The organism is Desulforamulus hydrothermalis Lam5 = DSM 18033 (assembly GCF_000315365.1).
Lineage (GTDB): Bacteria > Bacillota > Desulfotomaculia > Desulfotomaculales > Desulfotomaculaceae > Desulfotomaculum > Desulfotomaculum hydrothermale.
The window spans coordinates 63,234-88,477 of sequence record NZ_CAOS01000003.1; the positions used below are offsets into that span (position 1 = coordinate 63,234).

The 25,244-nt window shown below is 50.7% G+C and carries 22 protein-coding genes; 3 read left to right on the forward strand and 19 right to left on the reverse strand.

The features are described 5' to 3' along the window. The first annotated feature begins 57 nt into the window (after positions 1-57). Positions 58-459, forward strand: coding sequence for a TIGR04086 family membrane protein (locus DESHY_RS01450; protein WP_008409879.1), 402 nt, complete (start codon positions 58-60; stop codon positions 457-459). Between the two features lie 6 nt (positions 460-465). Here DESHY_RS01450 and DESHY_RS01455 read toward each other — a convergent pair whose 3' ends face one another. The 3 genes from DESHY_RS01455 to DESHY_RS01465 form a co-directional block, all read right to left on the reverse strand. Beyond that, positions 466-1,722, reverse strand: coding sequence for a two-component system sensor histidine kinase NtrB (locus DESHY_RS01455; RefSeq protein ID WP_420795105.1), 1,257 nt, complete (start codon positions 1,720-1,722; stop codon positions 466-468). Positions 1,723-2,047: 325 nt separating this feature from the next. Beyond that, the gene (pssA, locus tag DESHY_RS01460) at positions 2,048-2,551 is read right to left on the reverse strand and encodes a CDP-diacylglycerol--serine O-phosphatidyltransferase (protein WP_008409881.1); all 504 of its coding nucleotides are present in this window, start codon (positions 2,549-2,551) and stop codon (positions 2,048-2,050) included. Between the two features lie 93 nt (positions 2,552-2,644). Then, complete coding sequence (locus tag DESHY_RS01465) at positions 2,645-5,437, reverse strand: helicase C-terminal domain-containing protein (RefSeq protein ID WP_008409882.1); 2,793 nt, start codon at positions 5,435-5,437, stop codon at positions 2,645-2,647. Positions 5,438-5,686: 249 nt separating this feature from the next. Between DESHY_RS01465 and DESHY_RS01470 the strand changes: the two genes are divergently transcribed. Both DESHY_RS01470 and DESHY_RS01475 read left to right on the forward strand, forming a co-directional pair. After that, positions 5,687-6,049 carry a hypothetical protein gene (locus DESHY_RS01470; protein WP_008409883.1) on the forward strand — a complete coding sequence of 121 codons (363 nt, stop codon included), beginning with the start codon at positions 5,687-5,689 and terminating at the stop codon, positions 6,047-6,049. Between the two features lie 85 nt (positions 6,050-6,134). After that, complete coding sequence (locus DESHY_RS01475; RefSeq protein WP_008409884.1) at positions 6,135-6,569, forward strand: peptidylprolyl isomerase; 435 nt, start codon at positions 6,135-6,137, stop codon at positions 6,567-6,569. Between the two features lie 131 nt (positions 6,570-6,700). Here DESHY_RS01475 and DESHY_RS01480 read toward each other — a convergent pair whose 3' ends face one another. From DESHY_RS01480 to DESHY_RS01550, 16 genes are all read right to left on the reverse strand, one after another. Beyond that, the gene (locus DESHY_RS01480) at positions 6,701-7,384 is read right to left on the reverse strand and encodes a metal-dependent hydrolase (protein ID WP_008409885.1); all 684 of its coding nucleotides are present in this window, start codon (positions 7,382-7,384) and stop codon (positions 6,701-6,703) included. A 119-nt stretch (positions 7,385-7,503) separates the two neighbouring features. Next, positions 7,504-8,373 carry a succinate--CoA ligase subunit alpha gene (gene sucD / locus DESHY_RS01485; protein WP_008409886.1) on the reverse strand — a complete coding sequence of 290 codons (870 nt, stop codon included), beginning with the start codon at positions 8,371-8,373 and terminating at the stop codon, positions 7,504-7,506. After that, a complete protein-coding gene (sucC, locus tag DESHY_RS01490) occupies positions 8,373-9,494 on the reverse strand; it encodes an ADP-forming succinate--CoA ligase subunit beta (RefSeq protein ID WP_008409889.1) in 1,122 nt (373 codons plus the stop codon). Before sucC ends, sucD begins: the two co-directional genes overlap by 1 nt. 29 nt (positions 9,495-9,523) lie before the next feature. After that, positions 9,524-10,084: a hypothetical protein gene (locus DESHY_RS01495; protein WP_008409891.1), complete on the reverse strand. Its 561-nt coding sequence runs from the start codon at positions 10,082-10,084 to the stop codon at positions 9,524-9,526. Positions 10,085-10,261: 177 nt separating this feature from the next. Continuing rightward, positions 10,262-10,996, reverse strand: coding sequence for a winged helix-turn-helix domain-containing protein (locus DESHY_RS01500; protein ID WP_008409893.1), 735 nt, complete (start codon positions 10,994-10,996; stop codon positions 10,262-10,264). Beyond that, positions 10,986-12,851 carry an AAA family ATPase gene (locus tag DESHY_RS01505; protein WP_008409894.1) on the reverse strand — a complete coding sequence of 622 codons (1,866 nt, stop codon included), beginning with the start codon at positions 12,849-12,851 and terminating at the stop codon, positions 10,986-10,988. Before DESHY_RS01505 ends, DESHY_RS01500 begins: the two co-directional genes overlap by 11 nt. Before the next feature lie 295 nt (positions 12,852-13,146). Continuing rightward, positions 13,147-14,070, reverse strand: a complete 924-nt coding sequence (gene trxB / locus DESHY_RS01510) for a thioredoxin-disulfide reductase (RefSeq protein ID WP_008409895.1) — start codon at positions 14,068-14,070, stop codon at positions 13,147-13,149. 136 nt (positions 14,071-14,206) lie between these two features. Then, positions 14,207-15,673, reverse strand: a complete 1,467-nt coding sequence (locus DESHY_RS01515; protein WP_048817844.1) for a HEAT repeat domain-containing protein — start codon at positions 15,671-15,673, stop codon at positions 14,207-14,209. Positions 15,674-15,773: 100 nt separating this feature from the next. After that, complete coding sequence (locus DESHY_RS14185) at positions 15,774-15,944, reverse strand: hypothetical protein (RefSeq protein ID WP_162829790.1); 171 nt, start codon at positions 15,942-15,944, stop codon at positions 15,774-15,776. 2 nt (positions 15,945-15,946) lie between these two features. Beyond that, the gene (locus DESHY_RS01520; RefSeq protein WP_082210442.1) at positions 15,947-17,212 is read right to left on the reverse strand and encodes a Ger(x)C family spore germination protein; all 1,266 of its coding nucleotides are present in this window, start codon (positions 17,210-17,212) and stop codon (positions 15,947-15,949) included. A gap of 83 nt (positions 17,213-17,295) precedes the next feature. Beyond that, on the reverse strand, positions 17,296-18,417 hold the full coding sequence (locus DESHY_RS01525; RefSeq protein ID WP_072866148.1) for a GerAB/ArcD/ProY family transporter: 1,122 nt from the start codon (positions 18,415-18,417) through the stop codon (positions 17,296-17,298). 95 nt (positions 18,418-18,512) lie between these two features. Continuing rightward, the gene (locus tag DESHY_RS01530) at positions 18,513-20,366 is read right to left on the reverse strand and encodes a spore germination protein (RefSeq protein WP_235695498.1); all 1,854 of its coding nucleotides are present in this window, start codon (positions 20,364-20,366) and stop codon (positions 18,513-18,515) included. 117 nt (positions 20,367-20,483) lie between these two features. After that, positions 20,484-22,862, reverse strand: coding sequence for a trans-4-hydroxy-L-proline dehydratase (hypD, locus tag DESHY_RS01535; RefSeq protein WP_008409906.1), 2,379 nt, complete (start codon positions 22,860-22,862; stop codon positions 20,484-20,486). Position 22,863: 1 nt separating this feature from the next. Next, positions 22,864-23,766 carry a glycyl-radical enzyme activating protein gene (locus DESHY_RS01540; RefSeq protein WP_008409908.1) on the reverse strand — a complete coding sequence of 301 codons (903 nt, stop codon included), beginning with the start codon at positions 23,764-23,766 and terminating at the stop codon, positions 22,864-22,866. 90 nt (positions 23,767-23,856) lie between these two features. Next, a complete protein-coding gene (locus DESHY_RS01545; RefSeq protein WP_008409910.1) occupies positions 23,857-24,423 on the reverse strand; it encodes a 2-oxoacid:acceptor oxidoreductase family protein in 567 nt (188 codons plus the stop codon). A gap of 5 nt (positions 24,424-24,428) precedes the next feature. Beyond that, entirely contained in the window at positions 24,429-25,244 is an 816-nt protein-coding gene (locus tag DESHY_RS01550) for a 2-oxoacid:ferredoxin oxidoreductase subunit beta (protein WP_008409912.1), read from the reverse strand.

Here is a 25,244-nt window from a genome sequence, read left to right on the forward strand (position 1 = left end):
ATAAAATAAACCCTGAAACCATAAAAATATGTTAAAAAGTGTAAGGAGGTAAAAAATATGGCACTCCTGAAACAGGAAACACCCGGCACGCCGGTGATCCATTTCTCCTCCGTCTGGCGCGGCACCCTGGTAGCTCTGGTTTTTTCCCTATGCTTAAGTATTTTGGCCGGACTGGCCTATTATTTTACCGGTTTGTCCGAAAACACCATGCCCTGGGTGGCCGGCGGCATACTTTTTGTCAGTGTGGTTACGGGCAGTGGTTATGCCGCTAAAAGAGCCCGCAGCAAAGGCTTGTTTAACGGGCTGGGGGTCGGCATCTTCACCTTTATTATTATCTGGCTGCTGGTAGGTTTATTTTTGCCCGGACAGGTGTTGCTGCCGGGGGCGTTGAGTAAGTTTGTTTTAACGCTGTTAGCCGGCTCTCTGGGTGGCATGCTTGGTATCGGCCTGGCCTCTTAGCTTTAGCTAAGGGGTCTTTGCTTTCTCGTAATTGACCAGGGGGAGTTTGACGGTAAACGTACTTCCTTTGCCGGGTAGCGACTTGACAGATATTCTGCCGCCGTGGTTATCAATGATTTGATAACTTACCGGCAAGCCCAAACCTGTGGCTTCCGGCCGGGTCGTGAAAAAGGGATAAAAAATCTGAGTCATTTTTTCCCTGGGGATACCCGTTCCGGTATCTGTAAAGGTAATTTCCATAATATCTTCCGCAGTGAGATAACGGGCCGCTACTGTTAAGGTGCCGCCGTAAGGCATGGCGTGAATGGCGTTGCTTGCCAGGTGCCAGAATGCTTGTTGTATCTGGTCTTCATCCAATACCATCAGAGGCAACCGGTGATTGTACTGTTTCTCAATTATTATGCTGCGGCGGTTGGCTTCTGCCGCCACCGTAAGCAAAACCTTATCCAGCACAGCCGGCAAAGAGGCAAAACTAAGATTAGGCGTACGCCGACGGGCTAACTGCAAAAGTTCGTTAATTATGCGGTTAATCTGGCCAATCTCCTGCAGCATTATGGCCACATATTCCCTGGCCGGGTCCCCTTCTTGAAAGCGCCGGCTCAAAAGCTGGATTAACCCTTGTACAGTGGTAAGCGGGTTGCGAATTTCGTGCGCAGTGCCGGCCGCCAGTTCACTAATCATAGCTAACTTGCCCCGCTGGCTTAAATAGTTGCTCAACAGTGAATGTTCCGTTACCGGCAGAGCGATCAGCATGGCACCGGCAGACTGTCCGTCTTTCTTTAATATTTCTGCTGTACACAGCAAATAGTATTTCAGGTCGTCTTCACGCTGGTATATATAATGCTGTTCATGGTAGACCTGCTTGTCTTTTAATGTCTGGGCCAAAAAAAATAACGGATTGTCATTGGTAAAAGACAAGGCAAAAAGATTAATAGGCTCTTTAAGATCTGAGATGCCGCATATTTCTCCGGCTAAATCATTAATGGCCGTGATCTGCCCCCGCTTGTCCGCCACAATCAAAGGAACCGGCAGATCCTGAAACACAACCGGAGATTGTGTTTTAGTTTTATCCGCCAACTCTTTGATCCGGGCAGTAACACGTCGATAAAGCATAATGCAAGGGCCGGCCGCCAGCAGCACTTGTAAACAACAGGCAGCCGCTACTGTCAACCCAAGTGTTTTGGCCAGCCAGTGAGTAAAAACAAAAGTTGCCAGTTGCAAAACAAACATAGCAATCCAAAATTGATTGGTCAGAGTCAACACCTCTTTGCTAACCAAAATGTTATATATTGTAAATTCGAGGTATTTATTGTAAATCCTGCTCTGACCAACCGGTTACCCTATATCTTCAATAGGGGTGCTGAAAGTTTGAAGGCAAGCCAACGGCCTGCCTTACAACCAAACTATTGCCAAATTTTCAGCAAAATAGAACGAATCAGATTAGGCAGCCGTACAAAGTACACACGCATTACAATCACCCCTCATTATTTTTCAGTTCCTTTTCATATTATTTCTCTGGGGTTTGATATGTGCATCTGTGTAACAATATGACGGCCGGGAGAAAAAAATGCCATTGGTTTAGGCCTACTTAGAACTTTGGTACTTTGATTTTACTGATCATTAAATATGAGAGCAACAGCATAGCCATGGGAAGAACCAATGCCGGCAGTTTGCCTAGGTAAATTATAATCAAGGCGATTATGCCGCCGGCCACAGTGATGGGCACCCCCATAAAACTGCCGGTAAAAGTTGTTACATTAAAACGGGCTAAACGCAAGGCGCCACACATAACAAAGGCCAGTGCGATGGCCAGCCCCAGATACCCCCAATCGGATAACTGCAGGGCATAAGCCAGAATGGCCGGGGCTACGCCAAAAGAAACCAGATCAGCCAGGGAATCCAATTCTTTGCCAAAATCTGAGGTGACCTGAAGTTTTCTGGCCACTTTGCCGTCCAGGTAATCCATTAAGCCGGCCAGCAAAATCATTATGCCACCCTGCATGTACGCCTGATCTAACGCCAGTACCAAAGCAAAAACACCAAACAATAAATTTCCCAGTGTAAATAAACTGGGTATGTGTTGTCCCTTCATCAGGAACCTCCCCGTCATGATATTTGCATACAGAACCTAATGTATTACTTTATTTTAGCATCTCAAAGCCCGGAGTAAAAGGGGGATGCCAAATTATTCTTTCCTGCTGCCCAGCCACGCCTTTACTTGATGTACAATTTGCTGCCAGCTGCCCCGAAAATGTTCCCCCAGGGGAAGGGAATTAAAAAACTTTGCCCCGTATTTTTTTTCCACCAAGCGGCTATCCAAAATGACCACCACTCCTTTATCCCCTGCATCCCTGATTAACCGGCCAAAACCCTGTTTAAATTTGATAACCGCGTGGGGAATTTGGTAATCCCGAAAACCGTTGCGCCCCTGTCGGGCTATTTTTTGCAACCGGGCTTCCAACAGCGGGTGATTTGGCGGAGCAAAGGGAAGTTTAACAATAATTACACAGGACAGTGCTTCCCCGGGAATATCTACACCCTCCCAAAAACTGGCCGCCCCCAATAAAACTGTGCGCTGTCCGGCGGCAAATTGTTCTACCAGGCGACGGCGGCTACCGTCCAACTCATGGCCCAATAAGCAAAGGTCTGCTCTTTCGCAGGGGTCCTTTAACCGGTGATATACTTCCCGCAGAGAGCGGTGAGATGTAAAGAGTACCAGGGTACGGCCTTGGGCAGCCATTGAGATGTTGTAGACGGCCCGGGCCAGTTCGTCATGATAATGGTTGTCGCCCGTTTGAACAGGTTGAATGTCATTGGCGGCACATAACAAGGCCTGCTTGGCATAGTTAAAGGGAGAAGCCAACTGCTTTTCGATAATTTTGTCTGCCGGCAGAACATCTAAGCCGATGCTTTTGGCAAAGTGCTTAAAGCTGCCGTCCACTGTTATGGTAGCAGAAGTTAAGATAACCGGGCGTGTTTCCGCAAACAGTTTTGCCCGCAGCAGCGGCCCCACATCAATTGGGGCAGCCCGCAAAGCCAGCTCCGACCGCTGGCCGCTCCCTTCCACCCAGTACACGTAATCGTCTTCATGGTGGCGGCAGATCCTTTCAAGGTTATGGGCAATGCCCTCGCCAACCGCAGCCAGGGCAGCCAGTTCTCTGGCCGGGGCCGGCAGATCATCTGTAAAAACTGTCGCTTCGCTCAGTCGTTCGGCCAATTTTACCATCAACCGGCTCAGGGAAAGCAACTGTACCAGCAGGTTATCCAGCGCAGAGTCAAGGGCGGCCGGCAAGCAGGCAACCTCGTCCCTATTGTCTGCCGGGCCGAATCTTACCGCCCACCTGCCTTCATAGTTGACAGCGCTGTTTTCAATCCAGCGAGCTAACATTTCAAAAAAGCTATTGGCTGCTTCTCTGCACTGATGCCTTATTTCGGCTGACTGCCTAAGCAAATTTAACCATTCCTGCTGATGATCGGTGATAACAAAGCCGTCCAACTTGCTGAGCTGCTTGCCGGCCGCCGCAAGCCAGCGCAGAACTTCTGACCGTCCGCTGCTGCTGCCCAGGTGTTCGGTGGCACAAGACTCCAGATGATGTGCCTCGTCTATTATGAGGGGGCCGTAAGACGGCAGCACCCGGTTGTCAGCGTTGGCATCGCTAAGCAGTAAAGAATGGTTAACCACCACAAGATCTGCCCTGTCTGCTTGACGCCGCGCCGCCATAAAGAAACATTTTTCCTTAAAATAGGGACAGCGGTTACTTAAACAACCTTCACTCTCACTGCAGACAGCCGCCCAGTAATCCTGTTCCTGATAAGACATTACCAGCTCACTTTTATCGCCGGTGCCGGTCTCATGCAGCCAAAGCATGACTTTGGCTAAAAAGCCGGCTTCTTCCGGTTGATGCTGTTGTTCCGACATGGCTAAATGCCAGCGGCGCAGACACAAATAATTACTGCGGCCCTTCATCAGGGCTGCTGTAAACTTAAAACCCGCCAGATTGGTTAATAAAGGCAGATCTTTATGCCATAATTGCTCCTGCAGAGTTATAGTGTGGGTGCTGATCAGCACCCGCTGGCTGTTTTTCACCGCCCAGCAAATGGCCGGCACCAAATAAGCCAGGGATTTGCCGGTGCCTGTGCCGGCTTCCACCAGGAGATATTTGCTTTCGTTTAATGCCGTTACTACCCGGGCTGCCATATCGCACTGCTGTGGGCGATATTGAAATCGCGGCAGCGCTTCTGACAGATTTCCTGCCGGTCCCAAAACAGCCATACATTCTTCAAGAGTAACAGGTACTGCGGCCTGGGGTTGCCGCTCTTTAACAGAAACTTCCACCGGCCTGGCCCCCGGCGCCTGATAAGTTAATTTACGGTCCGGAAATTGTTTTAAGATCTTAACGCTTAATTTTTCCAGCACCGGATGCCAGGGCGAGGCCGCTTGTTTCAACAGTTGGCTCAATTGCCAGACCAGCTCAGCCTCTAACCCGCTTAAACGCTCCAGCAAAGCCAGCAGCAGCCGGGCAGCCCCAAGGGCGTCATCCAGCGCCCGGTGCTGCTGCTCCAGGGGCAGCCCCAAATTATGGCATAAATCGCCCAGGCGATGGCTGGGGGCCGAGGGCAATAAATACTGAGCCAATTCCAGTGTATCAAAAAGCGGATTGGCAATGGTCTGCCCGGCAGCGGCAGACAAAAAGTTACCGTCGAACTTAATGTTATGTCCTACCAGGGGTAAACGGTCAATAAAAGATAAAACTTCGGGCAGGATTTCTTGCAGCAAGGGTGCTGTGCTGAAATCCTCATCTTGCAGGCCCGTTAAACGCTTTATTCTAACCGGCAGCGGTTGCCGGGGGCGAACCAGTGTCTGAAAGCGATCTGTTTCCTGGCCGTCAACATATTTAACCAACCCGATCTCAATTATTTCATCCTGCCAGCAGTTTAGACCGGTGGTTTCCAGATCCATGGCCACGAAGTTTAACATCCCTTAACTACCGCCTTCCTCATCGGGCTTCCGGCAAATTTGCCTTACTTAGTGTTTCGCCCGTTTAATCACGCTTCCTGCTGAGAACAAAACAATTATACCGTTATCTGTATGGGGCAAACAGTTCTTGTAACTTTGTCCACTCTGTGATTATACCGAAGGTATCATCGCAGGAAAAGTTCTTTGGTGTAAACCGGTCTGATATTTTGGTATAATATCTTAAAATTGTCAGAAGGAAGGCGGTAAACCGTGAGCGCAGAAAGCACTCGTCTCAGGGAATCTTTGCTCCGATTGGAAGATGCTTTGGGCCAGGATTTTATTAAAAAAGAAGTGCATAAGATAAAAGGCTGGCCGCCGGAAGGATCATGCGGCTTGCACCCGCTGGTTTTACTGTGGTATAAGACCAGGGAAGATTTGGCCTTAACGGAACTCACCGGCTGCCTGCCGCATTCCCGCTGGGTCCAGGAAACACTGCAGCTGGCTGACTGCTTAAAAAATTATGCCAACCACCCCTTATATCAGGACATGCTTCATCAACTACGGGACCCGGTCAACTGGCAGTCGGCAGTGGATCAAATGAAAAATTGGCAGAACCGGCAGGACGGTTGTTAACTTAACTGCTATAGGTTTGTGATTTGCCGGAATTTGCTTTCTGTAGTAGAATATATGGGAATTTATCTAAAAGGAGGGTATTCTTTTGAAGAAAGGCAGTATTGAGCTGGAAAAGGGCGGGAAAATATTGATTGAATTTTTTGATCAGGCCGCCCCGGGAACGGTGGCTAATTTTGAAAAATTAGCTAACCAGGGATTTTACAACGGCTTAACCTTCCACAGGGTTATTCCCGGTTTTGTAGCCCAGGGTGGCTGCCCATACGGTACCGGAACCGGCGGCCCCGGCTATACCATTAAGTGCGAAACTAAAAACAACCCCCATAAGCATGTCAGGGGCGCCTTATCAATGGCCCATGCCGGCAAAGATACAGGCGGCAGCCAGTTCTTCATTTGCTACGACGCTTTTCCCCATTTAGACGGCGTACATACGGTGTTTGGTCAAGTGATTGAGGGTATGTCATATGTTGACCAAATTAAACCTGGCGATAAGATGAAAGAAGTAAAGGTTTGGGAAGAATAGGCAAGTTGCCGGGCCATGCCAAAGTAGTTTTACAATTTTTATAACTCCTAAACAAACATCCCGTTCCGCTTTTAGTTTGTGAAACGGGATGTTTTTTCCGTTAGGATGGAATCGCCTTGGCCGGCTGCATTTTATAAAGCAAAGGATTCACCCGGCTGCAGGATGATTACCTGGGCGGCAGTCTGTTCCTCTACAGCTTTTTTAAACTCTGCCGGCTGCTGGGCGATCAAAGGCCAGGTATTATAATGCATGGGTACCACCAGCCGGGGTTGCAGCAGCTTGACGGCTTCTAAAGCATCTGCCGGGCCCATGGTAAAGTTATCGCCTATGGGCAGCAACGCTGCATCAATATTATGCAGCCGTCCCAGCAGGGCCATGTCGCCAAACAGGCCGGTATCTCCGGCATGGTAGATGGTTTTGTCTTTGACGGTTATCAGAAACCCGCAGGGATTACCCAGATATTCCGCCGGCCCCTGCTCACTGCCCAGCGAACTGCCGTGTAAAGCCGGGGTTAGTTTTACTTTAAAATAACCAAAATCATGGCTGCCCCCGATATGCATGGCATGCACTTTGGCTCCCTGGCGGGCGCAGTGGTTGGCCAACTCATAAACCGCTACCACCGTACCGCCGGACTGCCTGGCTATTGTTACAGCATCACCCAGGTGATCCGCATGACCGTGGCTGACCATGATATAGTCAGCCTGCACCGGCAGATCAGGTGCGGCCGGATTGCCGGTCATAAATGGGTCCACAGCAATAGTCACCTCTCCTGTAGCCAGCAAGAACGCAGCATGCCCCAAGAAGGTTAAGCGCATCAGTTTACCTCCTGCAATTTAGTTCATGTTTTTAACAGTTGTTATTTTACCAATATTTAGCTTATCCTGCCAGGATAGAAAATAAACTTTTTTCTTTTAAGTTTTGCCAACTGCACCGGCTAACTACCCAGCACCTCTTTAACCAGGGGCGCCACTTCCCAGGGCAGTCCGGCAACTTTAGCCCCGGCCGCAGTCAGGGCCGCCACTTTGCTGGCAAACGTCCCCTGACCCCGCTCAATAATGGCTCCGGCGTGTCCCATACGTTTGCCCGGCGGAGCTGAGCGTCCGGCCAGGAAAGCCACTACCGGTTTGGTCATATGACGGATGTACCGGGCAGCTTCTTCTTCAGCGTTACCGCCAATTTCACCTACCAGAACCACTGCTTTTGTGGCAGGGTCATGTTCAAATTTTTCTAATACCTCGACAAAAGACAACCCCACCACCCGATCCCCGCCCAGACCTATCACGGTGGACTGGCCCAGGCCGTTAACGGTAAGGTTATAGGCAATCTCATAACTTAAGGTGCCGCTGCGAGCCACCACGCCTACCGGTCCGGGGGTATAAATACTGTTGGGCATGATACCCATTTTGCTCTGTCCGGGCGAAATAATTCCAAAGGTGTTGGGGCCGATGACGGTAACATGCTGTTTTTCCGCATAAGCCATAATATCCAACTCATCGTGCAGTGGGACATGTTCGGTAATAATAACCAGGGTTTTAATACCTGCTGCCATAGCTTCCAAAGCAGCATCCTTGACGCCGGGAGCAGGTATAAAAATGATGGAGGAAGTTATGGGATGCTGTTCTTTTGCTTCTGCCACCGTATTATAGACAGGCACACCATGTACTTGCTGACCTCCCTTGCCCGGTGAAACGCCGGCTGCTACCCTGGCCCCGTAAGCCAGCATTTGGGCGGTATGAAAACTCCCCTGCCGGCCGGTAATCCCCTGTACCAGGATGACATTGCTTTGATCAATTATGATAGCCATTATACTGCCTCCTTGCCTGCGGCCAATTGCACAACCCTGGCCACTGCTTCCTGTGCCGTACGGTACACATTGATACCATGCTGCTTTAATATCTCCTGTCCTGCTTCTTCATTGGTACCCACCAGTCGAACCACCAGCGGAACCGGTATGCCCGCCGTATTTTTCACCTGAGCAAAGGCTCGTGCCACATCATCGCAACGGGTAATACCGCCAAAGATATTTACCAGAACAGCCTTGGGGTTGGTTGACAGCAAAATTTCTAATGCCCGAGCGGTGGCTTCGGTACCGGCACCGCCGCCGGCATCCATAAAATTGCGGGGATTACCGCCATAATGATGAATCATATCCAAAGTAGCCATGGTGATACCGGCACCGTTGGCCATGACACCGATGTCGCCCGCCAGTTCTACAAAAGAAATGCCAATCTCAGCTGCCTGCCGTTCCTTTGCTGTCCGTTCCTCCACCCTGGGCAGCCACTCCGGCAGCCTGAATAATGCTTCATCGTCAATGGTAATTTTAGCATCTGCCGCCACCAGTGTATTGCCGCATACCACCAGAGGGTTAATTTCCACCAGTTCGGCCTCATAGGTACGGAACAGCCGGTACAGCTTAACTAACAGCTGGGCAAACGGCCCGGCTTGCTCAGGCGGCAAACCCATTTTTCCGGCCACTTCCCGGCCGAAATACGGCTGCAGCCCTGCGTGCACATCCACATGCAGCTTAACCAGGTGTTCTTCCGCCACCTCCTCAATGTCCACCCCGCCCTGGGCGGAAGCGATAACCAGCGGCCGGCGCCCGGCACCGTCTACCGTAACAGCCACATAATACTCTTGCTCAATTTGCAGTTTTTCTTCCACCAGCACAGCCTGCACAGGCAGGTCTTTTATAACGGTTGACAACAATTCGGCAGCAGCAGCTTCTGCCTCAGCCGGCGAAGCGGTCAACCTGATCCCGCCGGCTTTACCCCGCCCGCCGGTCAATACCTGGCTTTTGACGACTGCTGCTGACCAGCCGGCCACAAATTCAGCCACGCCTGCCGGCGAAAAGAATACCCTGCCCCGGGGTACAGGAATACCTTCCCGGCGCAAAATCTCTTTGCCCATATACTCGTAAAGTTTCAAATCAGGTCCCCCTTAAAAATTCATACTAATTAAAATATTCGAGATTCGGCAGGGTTTTCCTTTTCTAACAGTTTAATAATTCGATAGAATAACTGGGCAACAAGCTCTTCGTTTTGTTTAATATACTGACAGTTTTTTGTCATATGATCGGCCAGCAGCAGGGCCTGCTTTACGGTTTTTAAGCTGCTGACCGAACCAATACTAAGCCCGTTTTTTAGCACGATCAGGGTTTTCTTGTCTTCTTGTGCTGCTTCCCTGACCTCTTGGATTGACTGCAGGTGAATAAAACCATAGCAGGGGTCGCCTGCACAGCGGGCGGTACGTGTTTTTACGGCAGCCAGTGTGTAGCCAGGTGCCAATGACAGCGGCGGCAGGCCGACACCGCCCTGCCGGCGGAACATCTTGCGCAGGGCGGTATAATCCAGGGCAAAGTAGCGGCAAACCGCTTTCCGCACACTCCGCACATTCCTAAGGTCGTGGCCGATGTTTCCCTGCTCATACGCAATTTCTGTTCCGTCACCGTCCGGCAAGTAGACAGGTCGAAAATAAGCCAGCCGATCATAAGCTACCTGGCAGCGAGATACAGCCATACAACATCTTCCTTTCTGTTTTTGCACCAGTATACAGGTGTTAGGTGAATTAACGGTGAAAAGCTAAGCTGCCAGGGTGAAAATAAGGTGGCTGCCTGGTAAAAAAATAAAAGCCTCCGGCGTGTTGCAGTTGCCGTCTGGCTGACGTTGGCAACTGCAACGATTTGCGGAAGGCCTTTATTTTTGTATCTGCACGTTTGTCAGGTTAAGCCGGTAGCCATAATGCCGTTTGCTTTCAATATAGTGCTGGCGTTGACCGTCATCACCCAGTTTATGCCGCAACAGTTTAATATGGGTCTTCACATCTCCCGGCACACCGTATACAGCATCCCCTCCCTGCACGGCAGTGTACAACGCATCCCTGGCCAGGAAACGGCCTGCTGCCCCGGCCAGCCGCATAACAAGACGCTTTTGGGCGGGAGTCAGGTCAAGATATTGATCACCCAGCCAGGCTTCCTCTTTGTTAAGGTAAACGGTTAAAAAGGGAATTTCCCTTTGCTTGCTCGAAACAGCAGCGTAAGATACAGTTCTTTCATGCAACTGAACCGGCCAGCGCTGCTTTTGCAAGCGGCTGAGCAACCCTTTTCCGGCAGCCGCCAACCGGGCATCCGGATGGTTGGCAAGGTTAATGCATAAAAGCAAAAGCCGGCTGCCGGGTGCTTCGGCAGCCGGCCATTGCCACTGTTGCAGCCAATCTAAAGCCTGCACCAAGATGTCCTCGGGAAACCGGTCCAGCCTTAGCAGGACTTCCTGTAAAGAGATCAGTCCCCCGCCGGCTTGAAACAACATCGCTGCCCGACGTCGTTGCCAAGGATCCGGGTGTAACAGGAAGGGGACAACCGTCAGCCACTCATGTTTGCCGGGCAGGTTTCCTTGTCTTAGTTGTTTGTCCGGGAATTTTTTAATACTCATAGCGCACCAGCCTGCCTTTTAACGCCTCGGGCCCGCCCTCCAACAGCAGGTTCAGGGCATCTTTAACAGGTGGATGGCTGAGATCTCCCTGTAGGGCTACCCTGCCACGGCAGCCGTCTGCCGCCAGTACCAAATTGTTTTCTGCCTCACCGTTAACCGGAATATTGGGGTTGTGGGTGGCAAAAATCATTTGCCGTCCAGCCTTAACTTTTTTAAGAGCCGGCACCACTGTGTGAAAAATATAAGCATTATCTAAGTGATCTTCCGGCTGGTCAATGAGCAGCGGGCGGTAATCTTCCAGCAGCAGCAAAGGTAAAACTGCGGTACATTTCTGGCCTTTGGACAGTGTCTCCAGGGTTTTATATGCTGCCCCGTCCTGCAGCCGGATTTCTACCAAATCTTCCAGCCAGATATCCTCTAATGCCAATAAATCTGCCGGCGTCAGTTGGGCTGCCAAAAAACCCGCCAGCCGTTGCGCCCGGTCTTTATCTATACCGCAGCACTGTTCCAAATAGCGGTCATCCCGGTGCCGCAGGATTTCAGCCAGTTCCCCGGGAGATAGGCGGCAAACGATTTGCTCTGTTAACCGGTTATAATGCATGCCTGATTTGCTGAGCGCCGCCGCCAAAAATTCCCGGTACTTGTCAGTATTGCCGGCCTGTCTCAAATTCACCTGGATCTCCGGCTGCAGCAGATTATTATACTCCTGACAAACCCGCAACCTCTGTTCGTATAAATTGTACTGCAGTTGTTGTAAACGATGCTTTATTTGTTGCCGTTGTTCCAGCAAAACAGCCTGGGCTTGTTCTTTTTGCGCCAGCCGGTCCACTAACCTTTCCAGTTCTAACAGCAGGCCGGTCAGCCGGTTTCGTTCTTGCACTGCTTCCCCCAATCCCTTGACAGGCAGACCGGCCTGGATGCGATCATCCTCCCGTTCCTGGGCCCGGTGCCGCTCGGCCAAGCCAGCCATAAGATTGGCCAGCTGTTGAAGTAATTTTTCCTGCAGCACAACTGCTTGGCTGACCAATTGGCGTACCGCCGTTTCTGTTTCCCGGCTGATCTCAAGGGCCCGGGCCAGAATATCCTGGTTGGGGGCAGCGGTCTCGTCCCAAACCGGTTCCGGTTGAGATGCTGCCAGCCGCCTTTTGTCCTGCTGCAACTGCTGCTTCACCGTTCGCATCAGTTGGTCAAAAAACATTCTTTCCCGTTCTCTGTGGCGCTGCCGCTGCAATAAGTGATCTAATTGATCTCCCGCCAGGGCCTGCAGGCGCTCTTTAATATCCGGCAGTATTGCCAGCCGCTCGGACAGCGCCTGACACTCCTCAATCAGGCCGCTTAATGCCGTTCGGTTTTCTGCCAGTTCATTCAGACAGGTCCGGATTTCGTTTTTTATAAAAGGAAATGACGGGCATTTACCGTCAATGAGTGCTAATTGAGCGGCCGGCATTTCTGCCATGCTTTCCAGCTCACTCTGGCCCACTATTACCACGCCGAAATTTAAACCGCCGGCTAAATCCAGCGCCAAAGGGTTTCCCGCCCGGTCGCTGACCCGCGGGGCACGGTCGCCCAATGACCGCTGGACAACATACTGCTGGCCGCCGGCAGTTTCCACTGTTAATCTTACTTTGCCGTTGCCCAAAATACCTGTCAGATGCTGCTCCAACTTCCTTCGGGCCGGCAGATCCGCCGGGTAGGCATCAAGGGCAAACCGGATTAATTCAATGATGCTGGTTTTACCGGCCCCCCGCCCCCCCACCAAACAGTTTAAATGGGGTCCAAAGGTAATTACCTGGCCGTCAAAAAAACCACCCAATACTCTTAACTCCAGAATCTTATGCCAATTTTGAACAACCATTACTCCCCCCTCCATTCCAGAACATATGTTTGATGGTATTATAATCCAATTTTCAGGTATTGACAACACTTATTTGCTTGACAAACAAACAAGGTTGCTAACCACCAGGGTCAGCAACCTTGATCCGATCAAATGACCGGCAGACCGATTTGCTGTTTTATGACAACAGACGGGCTTCTAAGTAACCGCATAAATATTTTGGGCTGAATTGGAGATAATACTAAAGCAGGTTGAAACGCTCAACCTAATCTCCTCTCCCTTTCACGCTGTATCTGACCCAGATACAGCTTTTTTCTTAGCCCGCCAGCGATGCCAGGTATTTTTCCGCCTCCATGGCTGCCACGGCACCGTCCGCCACCGCCGTTACCACCTGGCGCAGCGGCTTTTGCCGTATATCTCCCGCTACGTAGAGACCCGGCACGCCGGTTTCCATTTTGTCGTTGGCGGCAATATAGCCCCGGGCATCAATTTCTACCATTTCTTGTACCAGTTCAGAATTCGCCCTGGTACCAACATAAACGAATACGCCGTCCAGCGGCACTTCCTTAGTTTCGCCGGTGCGCACGTCTTTTACGCGCACTGCTTCTACTTTATCTTCGCCCACTACCTTTTCCACCACAGAAAACCACAGAAATTCAATTTTTTCGTTAGCCATGGCCCGTTTTTGAATCAGCTTGGTCGCCCTCAATTCACCCCGCCGGTGAATAATATAGACCTTCCGGGCAAATTTGGTTAAAAAAATTGCTTCCTCCACTGCGGCATCGCCGCCGCCTACCACTGCCACTGTTTTATCCCTGAAAAAAGCACCGTCGCAGGTTGCGCAATAGGAAACACCCCGGCCGTGAAACTTACTTTCCCCGTCAACGTTTAAATACTGGGGTTTAGCACCGGTGGCTAATATTACCGCCTTGGCTTTGACTGACTGTTGAGCAGTATAAACAATAAATTCATCGCCCTGGCGTTCCAATTTTTCTACATCTGCATTCATGATCTCCAAGCCAAAAGAGCGGGCTTGCTCATCCATTTTCAAGGCCAGGTCAAGACCGCCGATACCCCCGGGAAAACCAGGATAGTTTTCAATCCATTCGGTGGACGCAGCCTGCCCACCCGGCATGCCTCGTTCAATTAACAGGGCCTCAATGTCAGCCCTGGCTGCATATAAACCGGCGGCATAACCGGCCGGCCCGCCGCCGATAATTACCAATTCCTTTGCCAGCAAAGCAAAACACCTCCGCAAAAAAACAAAATACTGCAGCAATTACACGCACTGCAGTTTCATTATCTCATTATACAAAATAATGCGTCAAGCAATACTTCATTCTTACCGCCTGCCCGGTTAAGAAAACGGGTTGATGTTAGTCATTTTCTTTAAATTCTTTTTCCTTTAACAAGAGAGCTTTGGTTTCCCGGGCCGCCCGCAGCACTTGCGGTTCTTCTGACGGGTTGCTTAAAATCCGTTCCATATGTTTAAGGGCGCTGGGCATTTTTAACCTGCCCAGGGCCAGGGCGGCCTGCTCTCTTACCATGGCCACCGGGTCATCCAGAGCATTAATCAGGGAAAAGTAAAAAGATGGGTCAGCCATTTGGGCCATGGCCTGGCAGGTGCAAACTCGCACCATACTGTCCCGATCCAGGATGGTTTTGCTCAACAGGTTAACGGCATCTTTGCCGCCCAGCCGGCCGCAGGCCCAAACTATCTGTAAAAAAACTTTTTTGGCTACCCGTCGCGGCAATGCCTTAAAACACAACACCACGGCAGGATCTCCCCGACGCACCAACTCACGGATGAGATGTACCGCTATTTCAGGATTTTTGCCTGTTAAAACAGCCGTACTGCGAGAAATTTTATCCCTGGCTTTGCTGCGCATGACAGACAGCACTTCATCTGCCAGGGCCGGCACCACCAGCGGGGCAATCAGCCGGGCAGCCTGCTCTGACAGGCTCAACACACTGTCATGGCCGGCATCCTGGACAAGTAAATTACCGGCCAGCAAACACTCCAGCAGGGCAATGATTTGTTTCTTCGGCCAGCCCGCCAGCAAACCGTAGGCTACAGTTCGCGTGTAATAGTTCTCGCCGGCCAGCCAGGCGGTTTTGCTGCCCTTTAAAATATCAGCAAAACGGTGGAGATTAACCTGTTTTTCCACCTCAAATAAGCCTTCAAACAGCTTGATTAAACAATCCGGTTCCAGGGCCAAATCCATATCCATAATCATTTGCTCGGCTTGCAGCCGTTCCAGGTAATTTTTAAACACCTTAAACCTGTTGCGAAAATCCGCCATAAACCGGATTAAGTGAATACCTGCCCCGGCCAGCTCCCGGTGGGAAAAAAGTTGTTCCTCGGTAGGACTGCCCAGGGACAGAACAACCTCCTCCAGTTTTAAATACTGTTTGCGAAACAAATCCAGGTAAACTTCCGGATAGCCTGTCTTTTGCATGATTTCAGGCAAACGGCAGCCGATGGTAAACAGGCGCATGATAATTTCCCAGGGCTGCCAGGGATGATTCTGGGCCGCCGGGCAGGCGCCCAGCACTTCCTTGGCGCAGGCCAGGATGTCTCCTGCCAATCCCTCCGCAAAAGAGGGGGGATAAGCAAACTGGGTATTCAGCTTGGCAGCCAAAATATCACGAAAGGTGGGGTTATCCAAAAAAGGCCAGTTTTTATTTAAACAAAAGATTAAATCAGGAATCACTGTATCCCGCAGGTACGCCACCGCCAGGGCGCTTTTGGGGCCACCCCACTCCTCGGTGAAAAGTTTTTCCAGGCGGCGGGCTAAATCTTCGGCACGGTTGGCCGGCCTGGCTTGTATTTTTATATCCATATCCTTCACATCCTGCATGGTAACTCCAGGATACATATTCCACAAAACTTAAAATATATCCTGTTGCCGCTGCAGTAAATGGCTTAAAATTCTGCCCTGCCTAATATGGCTGCCTGAGAAAAACAGAATAAAAAGACACTGCCAGCGTAACCAGGGTCAACAAGACGGTGCCTACCGCCCCGCGCTTGTTTTGCTGCCGCCATAGCCAGACGGCCAGAGACAACGTGTAACTGCCGATTAACAGCGGCCCCAGGGCCAATAAGTAATCCATGCTCACTGCTCCTTCTTCTCGGCTGCCATTTTTCTGATCAGGCCGGTACGGCGTATGTTAGTCTGAAAATCCACTTCTATTTCCGCGTTGGCGTAGATTTCCTGCCAGAGCAGATTCTCCCACGCCTCCCAGCTGTTTAAATACTTGCGGTAATAACGGTCAAAGCCAAAAATGTCACCGTAGCCTTCTTGTTTGGTTTTTTCAACCAATTGCCGGGCCAGTTGTTCCATCTGCCGGTCAAAATATTCTTCCAATACTTTCTTCTTGCCGGGTTTTTCATAATTTTCACAGCTTTCAATGGCCCAAAATTCCCCTTCCAAAAAAATCTTTTCTTTTATCAACAACCTGCCCTCCTGTTGCTTAAATTCAATATCCGGCTTTTTCCCTTGCCTTAATCTTAAGGTCACCAGCTTATCACGGTGCAAAGGATCGCGCAGGGTAAATGTCGATAAGTTAAATTGCCCTTCCAGTAACAACATTGTTCGGGTTTCATCCCCGTTTAATCGGCCCACCAGCTTATCTTTTTGGAAGACCGCTGTGCCAATAAACTCAGCATAGCCGGTGCCGCCGGATTGCGGCACTTCCTGGGCCGCATAAGGAATACGCAGCGGTTGGTCGGCGGCGGCATGAGCTTTTTGGCCTTTGGTGATACCCACCAGGGCTGCCGTGGGGTTGCTGTGCAGGGTTTTAACAGTCTTGTAAAAACCATGGATATCTCTGTCGGGAAACAGGCCGGTGATGCCCGAAATCCTGTCCATAAATTCGTATTGCTTGGCCGGCGAGGCTTCCAGTTTGGGCATATTTTTCTGCAAAAACTCCTTGGCCGTACCCTGGCAAATAAACAAAGAGCTGTTCCGGCGCACTTCCAGGTGCCGCAACAGGGAGTTGAGGTATTTGCCCAGGCCCTGGCGGGCAATTTCTTCGCTGAAAACATATGCCCTGGTATGCTGAAAACTCATTTCACGGGAACCGAAGGAATTAAACAGCAGGTAACATTCCCAGATGGACGGCCCTTCCACACTGGCTGTTAAAAAAGGTTCTTCTTGGCTGCCGCCACTCTCGCCGGCCGCAAAGGCCCTGGGATTGGCCACGGTAACCGTCATTTCCAGGGGGGCATTTTTCCCTTTGTCAAAGCCCACCGCCAGAATAATCGCAATTTCGTCCGTTTCCCGGGCACCGATGCAGCCGGTGCAGAAGACGGGTAGCAAGATCATTATTAACATCCTTAACATCCTTACCGGATGCAAGCCAGGCTGTTTTTCTACCATACAGTTCACACCCGCTTGACCATGAATTCGCTTGTTCGGAAGCCGGCCGGTGGTTTTCAGCACCTTTCAGCGACAACTGCTTTTTATTCTGCCGTGGGGCGATTTTTGGCTTTCTTGGACCCGGCCATAGATTGTTTAACCAGGCAGCATATTAATAAAAGCAAAGGCAGCAGCACCGTGGGAAGCAGCCCCAGTTGGCCGAACACAATGCTGTCTACCTGCAGGGCCGTGGGCAAATCCGGCGGTATAATGCTGACAGCCAGGCACAGCAATGTAATTATCCATAACAGGGGCCGGTAATCTTCTATCCGGCACATGCGGGCAAAGATAACCGTTGTAATATAAAGAAACAAGGCAATTTTAAAGAAACCCACCATGGCCCAGGTCAACAGAAAAACCGACTCCAGGCGCTGAAAAAAACGCCCGATGGTAATAAGCTGGCTCAAATTAAAGAAGGGCTGGATTAATTCAGTGGCCCCTTGCACTCCAAACACCAGCAGGATCAGGACGGTAGTGGTCAAAATAGTTAGCCCGGAGGCAGCCAGCGTTAAAAACCCTAGCCGGCGGTAAGAGTGCCAGTTGCCAAAGCAGTGGATAATCACTGCTGAGGCAATCAGCTCACTGGTGGCCGTATAATTAAAAAAGGATTTTTGCAACAGGTTCAGCGGTTTGTCCAACCGGAAGGGGTAAAGGTAAGTAAGATCCGCATAGGGCAAGATCGCAATAAACAGGATAACCAGACCCACAGCCACAAAAGGCAATGCCGCCCGGGCCGCCCGGGCAATAGCCTCCAGGCCGTAATAGGCGCTGGTAAAAGCCGCCAGGGCCAGCACACTGATTACTATACTGATGGGCGTCCTGGGCAAGGCAGCCACCAAAAAGGCTTCGGCGTATTCCCGGAACAGCAGCGCTTCCCGCAGAACAAAGTGCAGGAAAAATATGGCGTTTACCAGAGTGCCCGCATAGGTGCCCAAAAGTGCTTCGCTGACCTCCACCAGAGTCAGCTCCGGCTGGCGTTTCATCAGTTCGGAGATAACCCAAAAAGCCAGCAGCACCAATATAATTGTTAACAAGAAAAGGAGCCAGGCCATGTTTTTGCCGTCTTCTATAACAGCGGAGGGCAAGGTTAAAAAAAGGCTGGTAAGGCTGGATATATAAAATAAGGAAAAACCTTCCGCAAAACCTATTTTTCCTTCCCTAAGCAAACGGCATTCTCCTTTACCTCTCAATCTGTCATATGCGGCCCAATACTCCCGCCTGTTGCCAGGCCGCTTCCTTTTAGCAACCGGCAGCAACCAGATTATTCCGTTTCGTCCGGCTTACTGTTTTTCTTTACCCACCCCCGGGCCACCCGGGGCTGCAAATTGTCTTTCTGGGTGTTTAAGTAGTCGGCTCGCTTCTCCCAGTTAAACACCGATACCCTGAAAACCACATCACCGCTGGTTTTGGTGGCCGGCGTCATGGGCGACAGGTAAGGCACGCCAAAGGATTTTAAAGATACCATCATGTGCATTTGAATAAACAAGCCAAAGACAATGCCAACAAAGCCCAGCAGGGCTCCCAGCAAGATGTAAATAAAGCGAACAATGCGCAAAGAAAATTGCAGCGAATAAGAAGGTATGGCAAAACCCGCCAGGGCTGTTACTGCCACAATAATAACCAGAATGGGACTGACCAGGTTGGCCTGTACCGCTGCCTGCCCCAGGATTAATGCTCCCACAATGCCGATGGTGCTGCCCAGCACGCCGGGTACCCTTAACCCGGCTTCCCGGATTAATTCAAAAGAAACCTCCATGATGACAACCTCCACAAAACTGGGAAAGGGCACCCGTTCCCTGGCCCCGGCAATGGCCAGCAGCAATTCGGTGGGAATCATTTCTTTGTGGAATAGCACAATGGCCAGATATACGCCGGGGGTTAAAAAGGCCACATAAAAGGCAAAGGCCCTGATTAACCGCAGCATGCTGCCATACAAAGGACGCAGGTAATAATCTTCCTGGCTGTGCAGCTGGTCAAACATGGTGGTGGGCACCACCAGCACGTAGGGGTTGCCGTCTAAAAAAATGGCTACTTTCCCCTGCATAATCATGTAAGCCACTCGGTCGGGTCTTTCGGTAGCCATGACCTGGGGGGCAATGTTCCAGGGCCGGTCTTCTAAATACTGTTCAAGAATGCCACTGTCCAGCACCGCATCAGCCTGAATAGATTGGATTCTGCGCTTAACTTCCGCCACCAGGCTTTGATTGGCCACTCCCCGCAGATACATAACAGCTACATCATTCTGGCTGATTTTACCCAGCTTAAACATTTCGGTGGTTAATTGGGCGGAACGAATATATTTCCTTACCAGTGCGGTATTGCTGCGCAGGATTTCCCCAAAGCCTTCCTGGGGCCCCCTGATAATGGGTTCGTTGGAAGGGGTGTCGATGCCCCGGTGATCCCACCCCTTGGTTTCTACCACCAGGGCCTTGGCACATCCTTCAATAAATATGGCGGTGGCGCCATAATTAACGCCGCCCACAATTTTCTCAAAGGAATCGTATTGATTAACCTGGTTGGTTATTAATACCCGCTTTTCCAGGTAGTCCAGCAGGTAGCCGTCTGTTTGCTGATGAAAATTGGAAAATAGCATCATGGGCTGCAGTACATACTGGTTGACAGATGCTTTATCGCTTAACCCTTCCATGAATAAGGCAAAGGCCTGCACCGGCGGTTTGAGGGCAACGGTAAAGTCCCGGATAATAAAATCCTTGTTGGCCGGCAGCCCGTAAATTTCATAAATCCTTTTCTTATTTACCTGCAGGCTGGGGCTAACCCGGTCAGGGTCTTCTTGTGCCGGGGCTTCGTGTACCTTGTGCGGTTTTCTTAAGGTGCTGCGACGCTCTCCCCGCTCGCCTTTTGGCTTGTTAAAGGAAGCTGCCTCCCGCTTCTCCGCCGGCTGTTGATCGGCAAGTTTGGCCCTTTCCTGAGGGGTTTCCTTTAACACAAAACCTTCCCGGTTGCGGTTTGGCTGATATTGCAAAATCTTAACCAGCTTGGTCCACAGGCTCATGCACATCACCGATATTAGTTTGACCATCTGCCGGCGGATTATCCTGTCTTTTGCAATCCGGCAAAATAATATATGTTTAGTTAAGACTTGCCTTATCTGCATAAAAAAACCGGCCTTTTTGACGCCAGGCCGGCTTGTCTGACGGTTTTCCGTTGACTTTGGAAACCAGGGGTTATTTATTTATGCTCAAGCAGTCTTTTAAAATAATCATACAGCCAATCAGCCCAGAGAGTTATGCTCGGTACGGGCAATGATTTCGTCTTGCAATTCTTTACTCAGGTTATGGAAATAATCGCTGTAGCCCGCCACCCGTACGATTAAATCTTTGTATTCCTCAGGCCGCTGCCGGGCCTCCAGCAAGGTTTGCCGGTCGATCACGTTAAACTGGATATGGTGACCGTCCAGGTTGAAATAGGTGCGCACCAACGCTGCCATCCCCTGCAGCCCTTCTTCGCCTGCCACCGCCGCAGGATTAAACTTCTGGTTTAACAGGGTGCCGCCGGTCCGCAGGTGATCCATTTTAGCGGCTGATTTCAGCACCGCCGTGGGCCCCCGGCGGTCTGCCCCCTGTTCGGGTGATATTCCTTCCGAAAGAGGTTTGCCGGCCAGCCGGCCGTTAGGAGTAGCCCCGGTGACCGAGCCAAAATAGACATGACAGGTGGTGGGCAGCATATCAATACGATAAACACCGCCCTTTGTGTTGGGCCGGCCGTTAACTGCTTCATAAAAAGCATGAAAGGCCTCTGTCATGATCTGATCGGCGTAGTCATCATCATTTCCGTATTTGGGGGTTTTGTTTAATACCAGATGACGCAAATCCTGGCAGCCTTCAAAATTGGCTGCCAAAGCCTGCATCAGTTCCTGCATGGTAAATCTTTGATGATCAAATACGTTATATTTAATGGCGGCCAGGCAGTCCGTCAGGGTACCGATGCCCACCCCCTGAATATAAGAGGTATTGTACCTGGCGCCGCCGGCGTTGTAGTCTTTACCCTTTTCAATGCAGTCGCTGATCAAGACGGACAAAAAGGGACAGGGCATCTGAGTGGCATATAGCTGTTCAATGATATGATTGCCGGCTATTTTAATGTCTGCAAAATAATTTATTTGCTTTTTAAATGCTGCAAATAATTCTTCGTAGCTTTTAAAATCAACGGCATAACCCGTCGGCAAACCCAATTGTTGGCCGCTTAGTTTATCAAAACCGTTGTTTAAGGTCAGCTCAAGAATTTTCGGCAGGTTAAAATAACCTGTCAGAATATAGGCCTCTTTGCCAAAGGCCCCGGCTTCCACACAACCGCTGGCGCCGCCTGCCCGGGCGTCGGTGATGTCTTTGCCGGCCCTTAAAAGTTCCTGGATAATTGCATCGGTATTATACATGGCCGGCTGCCCCCAGCCCTGGCGGGCAATTTCGCAGGCCCGCTTAACAAAACGGTGTGGTGATTTGCGGCTGATTTGCACGTTGGAGCTGGGCTGCAGCAGCCTTAATTCTTCCATGACATCCAGAATTAAATAGGTTACGTCATTTACACCGTCTGAACCGTCCGCTTTGACACCACCGCTGTTGATGTTGGCAAAATCTGTATAAGTGCCGCTTTCTTGCAGGGTAATGCCTACCTTGGGGGGTGCCGGCTGGTTATTGAACTTAATCCACAGGCAGGACAACAATTCTTTTGCCTTTTCCTTTGTCAGGCTGCCGTCAGCAAGGCCTTTTTGGTAAAAAGGATATAAGTGCTGGTCTAACCTGCCGGGGCTGAAGGCATCCCAGTTATTTAATTCCGAGGTCACCCCAATATGCACAAACCAGTACATCTGCAGGGCCTGGGCAAAGGTTTGCGGCCGGTGAGCGGGCACCACCTCACAGTTGGCGGCAATCTCCAGCAGTTCCTGCCGCCGCTGCGGGTCATCGGTACACGCCGCCAGTTTTTTAGCATACTCGGCATAACGCCGGCCATAAATCATTATAGCATCACAGCAAATTTTCATGGCTGTCAGCTGGACTTTTTTCTCATAGGCTGCCGCATCATTTAAAAAGTCCAGGCTGGCTATAGCTTGCATGATTTCTTTCTGAAAATCCAGGAAACCCTTTTCATATATTTTCCCGTCCGCCACTGTATGGCCGGGGGCCCGCTGCTCCATAAATTCGGTAAATATGCCGGCGTTATAGCAAGCATGCCACCGGGGCGACATGTGGTCAAAAATTTTCTTACGCAGGGATCGCTCCTGCCAGTAGGGTATGATTTGCGCCGCTTGGATCCGTTTGGCTTGCTCGCTGACCTTATAGGATATTTTCTCCCGCCGGTGCATAATCTCAAAATCTTCCAAGGTATGACAGCACAGCTCGGGATAGGTGGGTGCTGCCTGGGGCCCTTCCCCTTTCTCCCCCACAATCAGTTCTCCATCCAGGATACATAAGGTTTTATTGGCCATGATGTGCTTAAAGGTTAAGGCGCGCAGGATAGGGATTTCCACCGTCCCGGCATACCTTTGGTAAGCTTCGGTAACCAGTACCGCCCGTTCCATAGAAATGCTTGGTTCAGTGGTGACACTCTGCTGCCTGAGCCGGCGAATTCGTTCATTCATGCCTCGTTCCACCATATCAGCCCCCAATTTTTACATTAAGTTTATATGCCTCAAACAACTGCTTAATTTTATGTAATCTTGCATCGGATGGCCTGGCCCATAAATGGCCGGGGTACTCCCGCTGCAGCCTGGTGTATTTGTAACTGCCGGTTGCATGGTATGGCAGCAAATGCACCCGGGAAATCTTTAAATCTTTCACAAAATCAATTAGGGCCAGGATTTGGTTATCATCTGTATTAATGCCATCCAGCAAAGGTACCCGCAAGTGAACAACCGCTCCTTTATTGACCAGCCGCACCAGGTTTTCCAGGATCAGTCGGTTGTCCTGGCCGGTGTATTGCTTATGCAGCTTTGCATCCATCATTTTCAGGTCATAAAGAAATACATCTACATATTTTAATACCCTGTCAAAACAGCTGAAAGGTAAGTGCCCGCAGGTATCCACCGCCACCGAAATACCTTTGTGGTGCAGAATTTTTACCAGTTCAGCCACAAAATCAATCTGGCAAAGGGCTTCCCCGCCGGACAGGGTAACACCGCCGCCTGACTGTTCATAAAAAGGACGGTCCATTTCTATTTCTTGCACCAGTGCATGGACAGTATAGGGGTGTCCCACCGTCTCCCGGGCATCGTTGAAACAGACAGCTGCGCAATTGCCGCAAAAATGGCAGCGGTTAACATCAGTCAAGATACCTCTGGGGGTTGTCATAATGGCCCCTTGGGGGCAGCTTTGCAGACATCTGCCGCAGCCGCTGCATTTTTCCCGGTTGTAAAAAAACTCCCTGTGGAAGGATTGGCTTTCCGGGTTATGGCACCACTGGCAATGCAGCGGGCAGCCTTTGAAAAATATAGTGGTTCTGATGCCCGGTCCGTCATGCAGGCAAAATTTTTGAATGTTAAAAATAACGGCCTCTTTCATAAATACCTCTTTCATCTTAGCTGTCCGGTTGTTTAGAAAGAAAAATCACAGTCCACCAAGGCAAACTGTGATTTAAACAAGGGGCAACCCTCAGACTTGCCCTGCCCGGGCGCCGGCCAGCACCTGTTCAGCCAGGTTAAAACCCAGTTCCAGAGCCTGACGGTTGATGTCCTCGGTGCCTTTGGGCACTTTACGCAATAAAGCGGTGGTTACGGATGACCGGCTGACAATATTGGACAGGGCGGTCAGGGCGCCCAGGGCCACGACGTTGGCCACCAGTTCCCGTCCCACTTGCCGGCGGGCGGTTTCGGTAATGGGCAGAGCGTAAACCATGGCTCTGCTGGGAGGTATATGATTGACCAACCCGGCATCCACAATGGCCAGCGCATTTTCTTTACAGTCGCCCATATACTTAAACACTGACTCCTGGTTTAGGCCAAGAAAAACATCCGGCCGTTCCACCTTGGGGTAATCAATTTCTTCCTGGCTGATAATAACCTCTGCTTTGCTGGCGCCGCCCCTGGCCGCCGGGCCATAGGACTGGGTTTGCACCACATTCTGACCGTCCAGGATGGCAGCTTCCGCCAGAATAATGCCGGCCAGTATCAGCCCCTGGCCGCCGGACCCGCTGAGCCTGATTTCCCATGTACCGGGCATAATCCCTACCTCCCCTGGAATTTTTCCAGCATTTTTTGATAAGCTGCCGTATACTCGGGGGCTTCCTGCTTGTGCAGCACGCCCACGATAAATTTATCCGCCCGTTCTGCCGGGGTTAAATTCTGATAACGCGCCGCAGTAACACCATGATCCCGCTGCCATTTTAACATGTCGGCCGGCGAACCCATTTTGTTATACCGGCCAAAGGCAGTGGGACAGTGGGTAACAACTTCAATCAGGGAAAAACCGTTGTTTTTATGCCCTTCAATAATTAAGTCGGTAAGCAGCTTAGTATGGTAAGTGGTGGCTCTCCCCACAAAGGTAGCACCGGCCGCCGCCGCCAGTTCCGCCAGGTTGAAAGTTCGTTCCAGGTTTCCGTAAGGAGAAGTGGTGGCACGGCAGGCAGGGGGCGTCATGGGAGAATATTGCCCGCCGGTCATGCCGTAAATGCTGTTATTAAATACTATGGCGGTAAGGTTGATATTGCGCCGGGCAGCGTGAATAAAATGGTTGCCGCCAATGGCTGTACAATCACCGTCCCCGGTTAGTACAAAAACATGCAATTCCGGTTTAGCAAACTTAACGCCGGTGGCAAAAGCCAAGGCACGACCATGGGTGGTATGCAGCGTATCAAAATCCAGGTAGCCGGAGGCCCTGGCCGCACAGCCAATGCCGGAAACCATCACCGTACGGTCCTGATCCAGGCAAAGTTTATCAATGGCCTTTACCAGACAGTGCAAAACTATTCCGTTGCCACAGCCCGGACACCACATGTGAGGTAGTTTTTCCAGGCGGAAATATTGGGCAATTTCCGGGAGCAA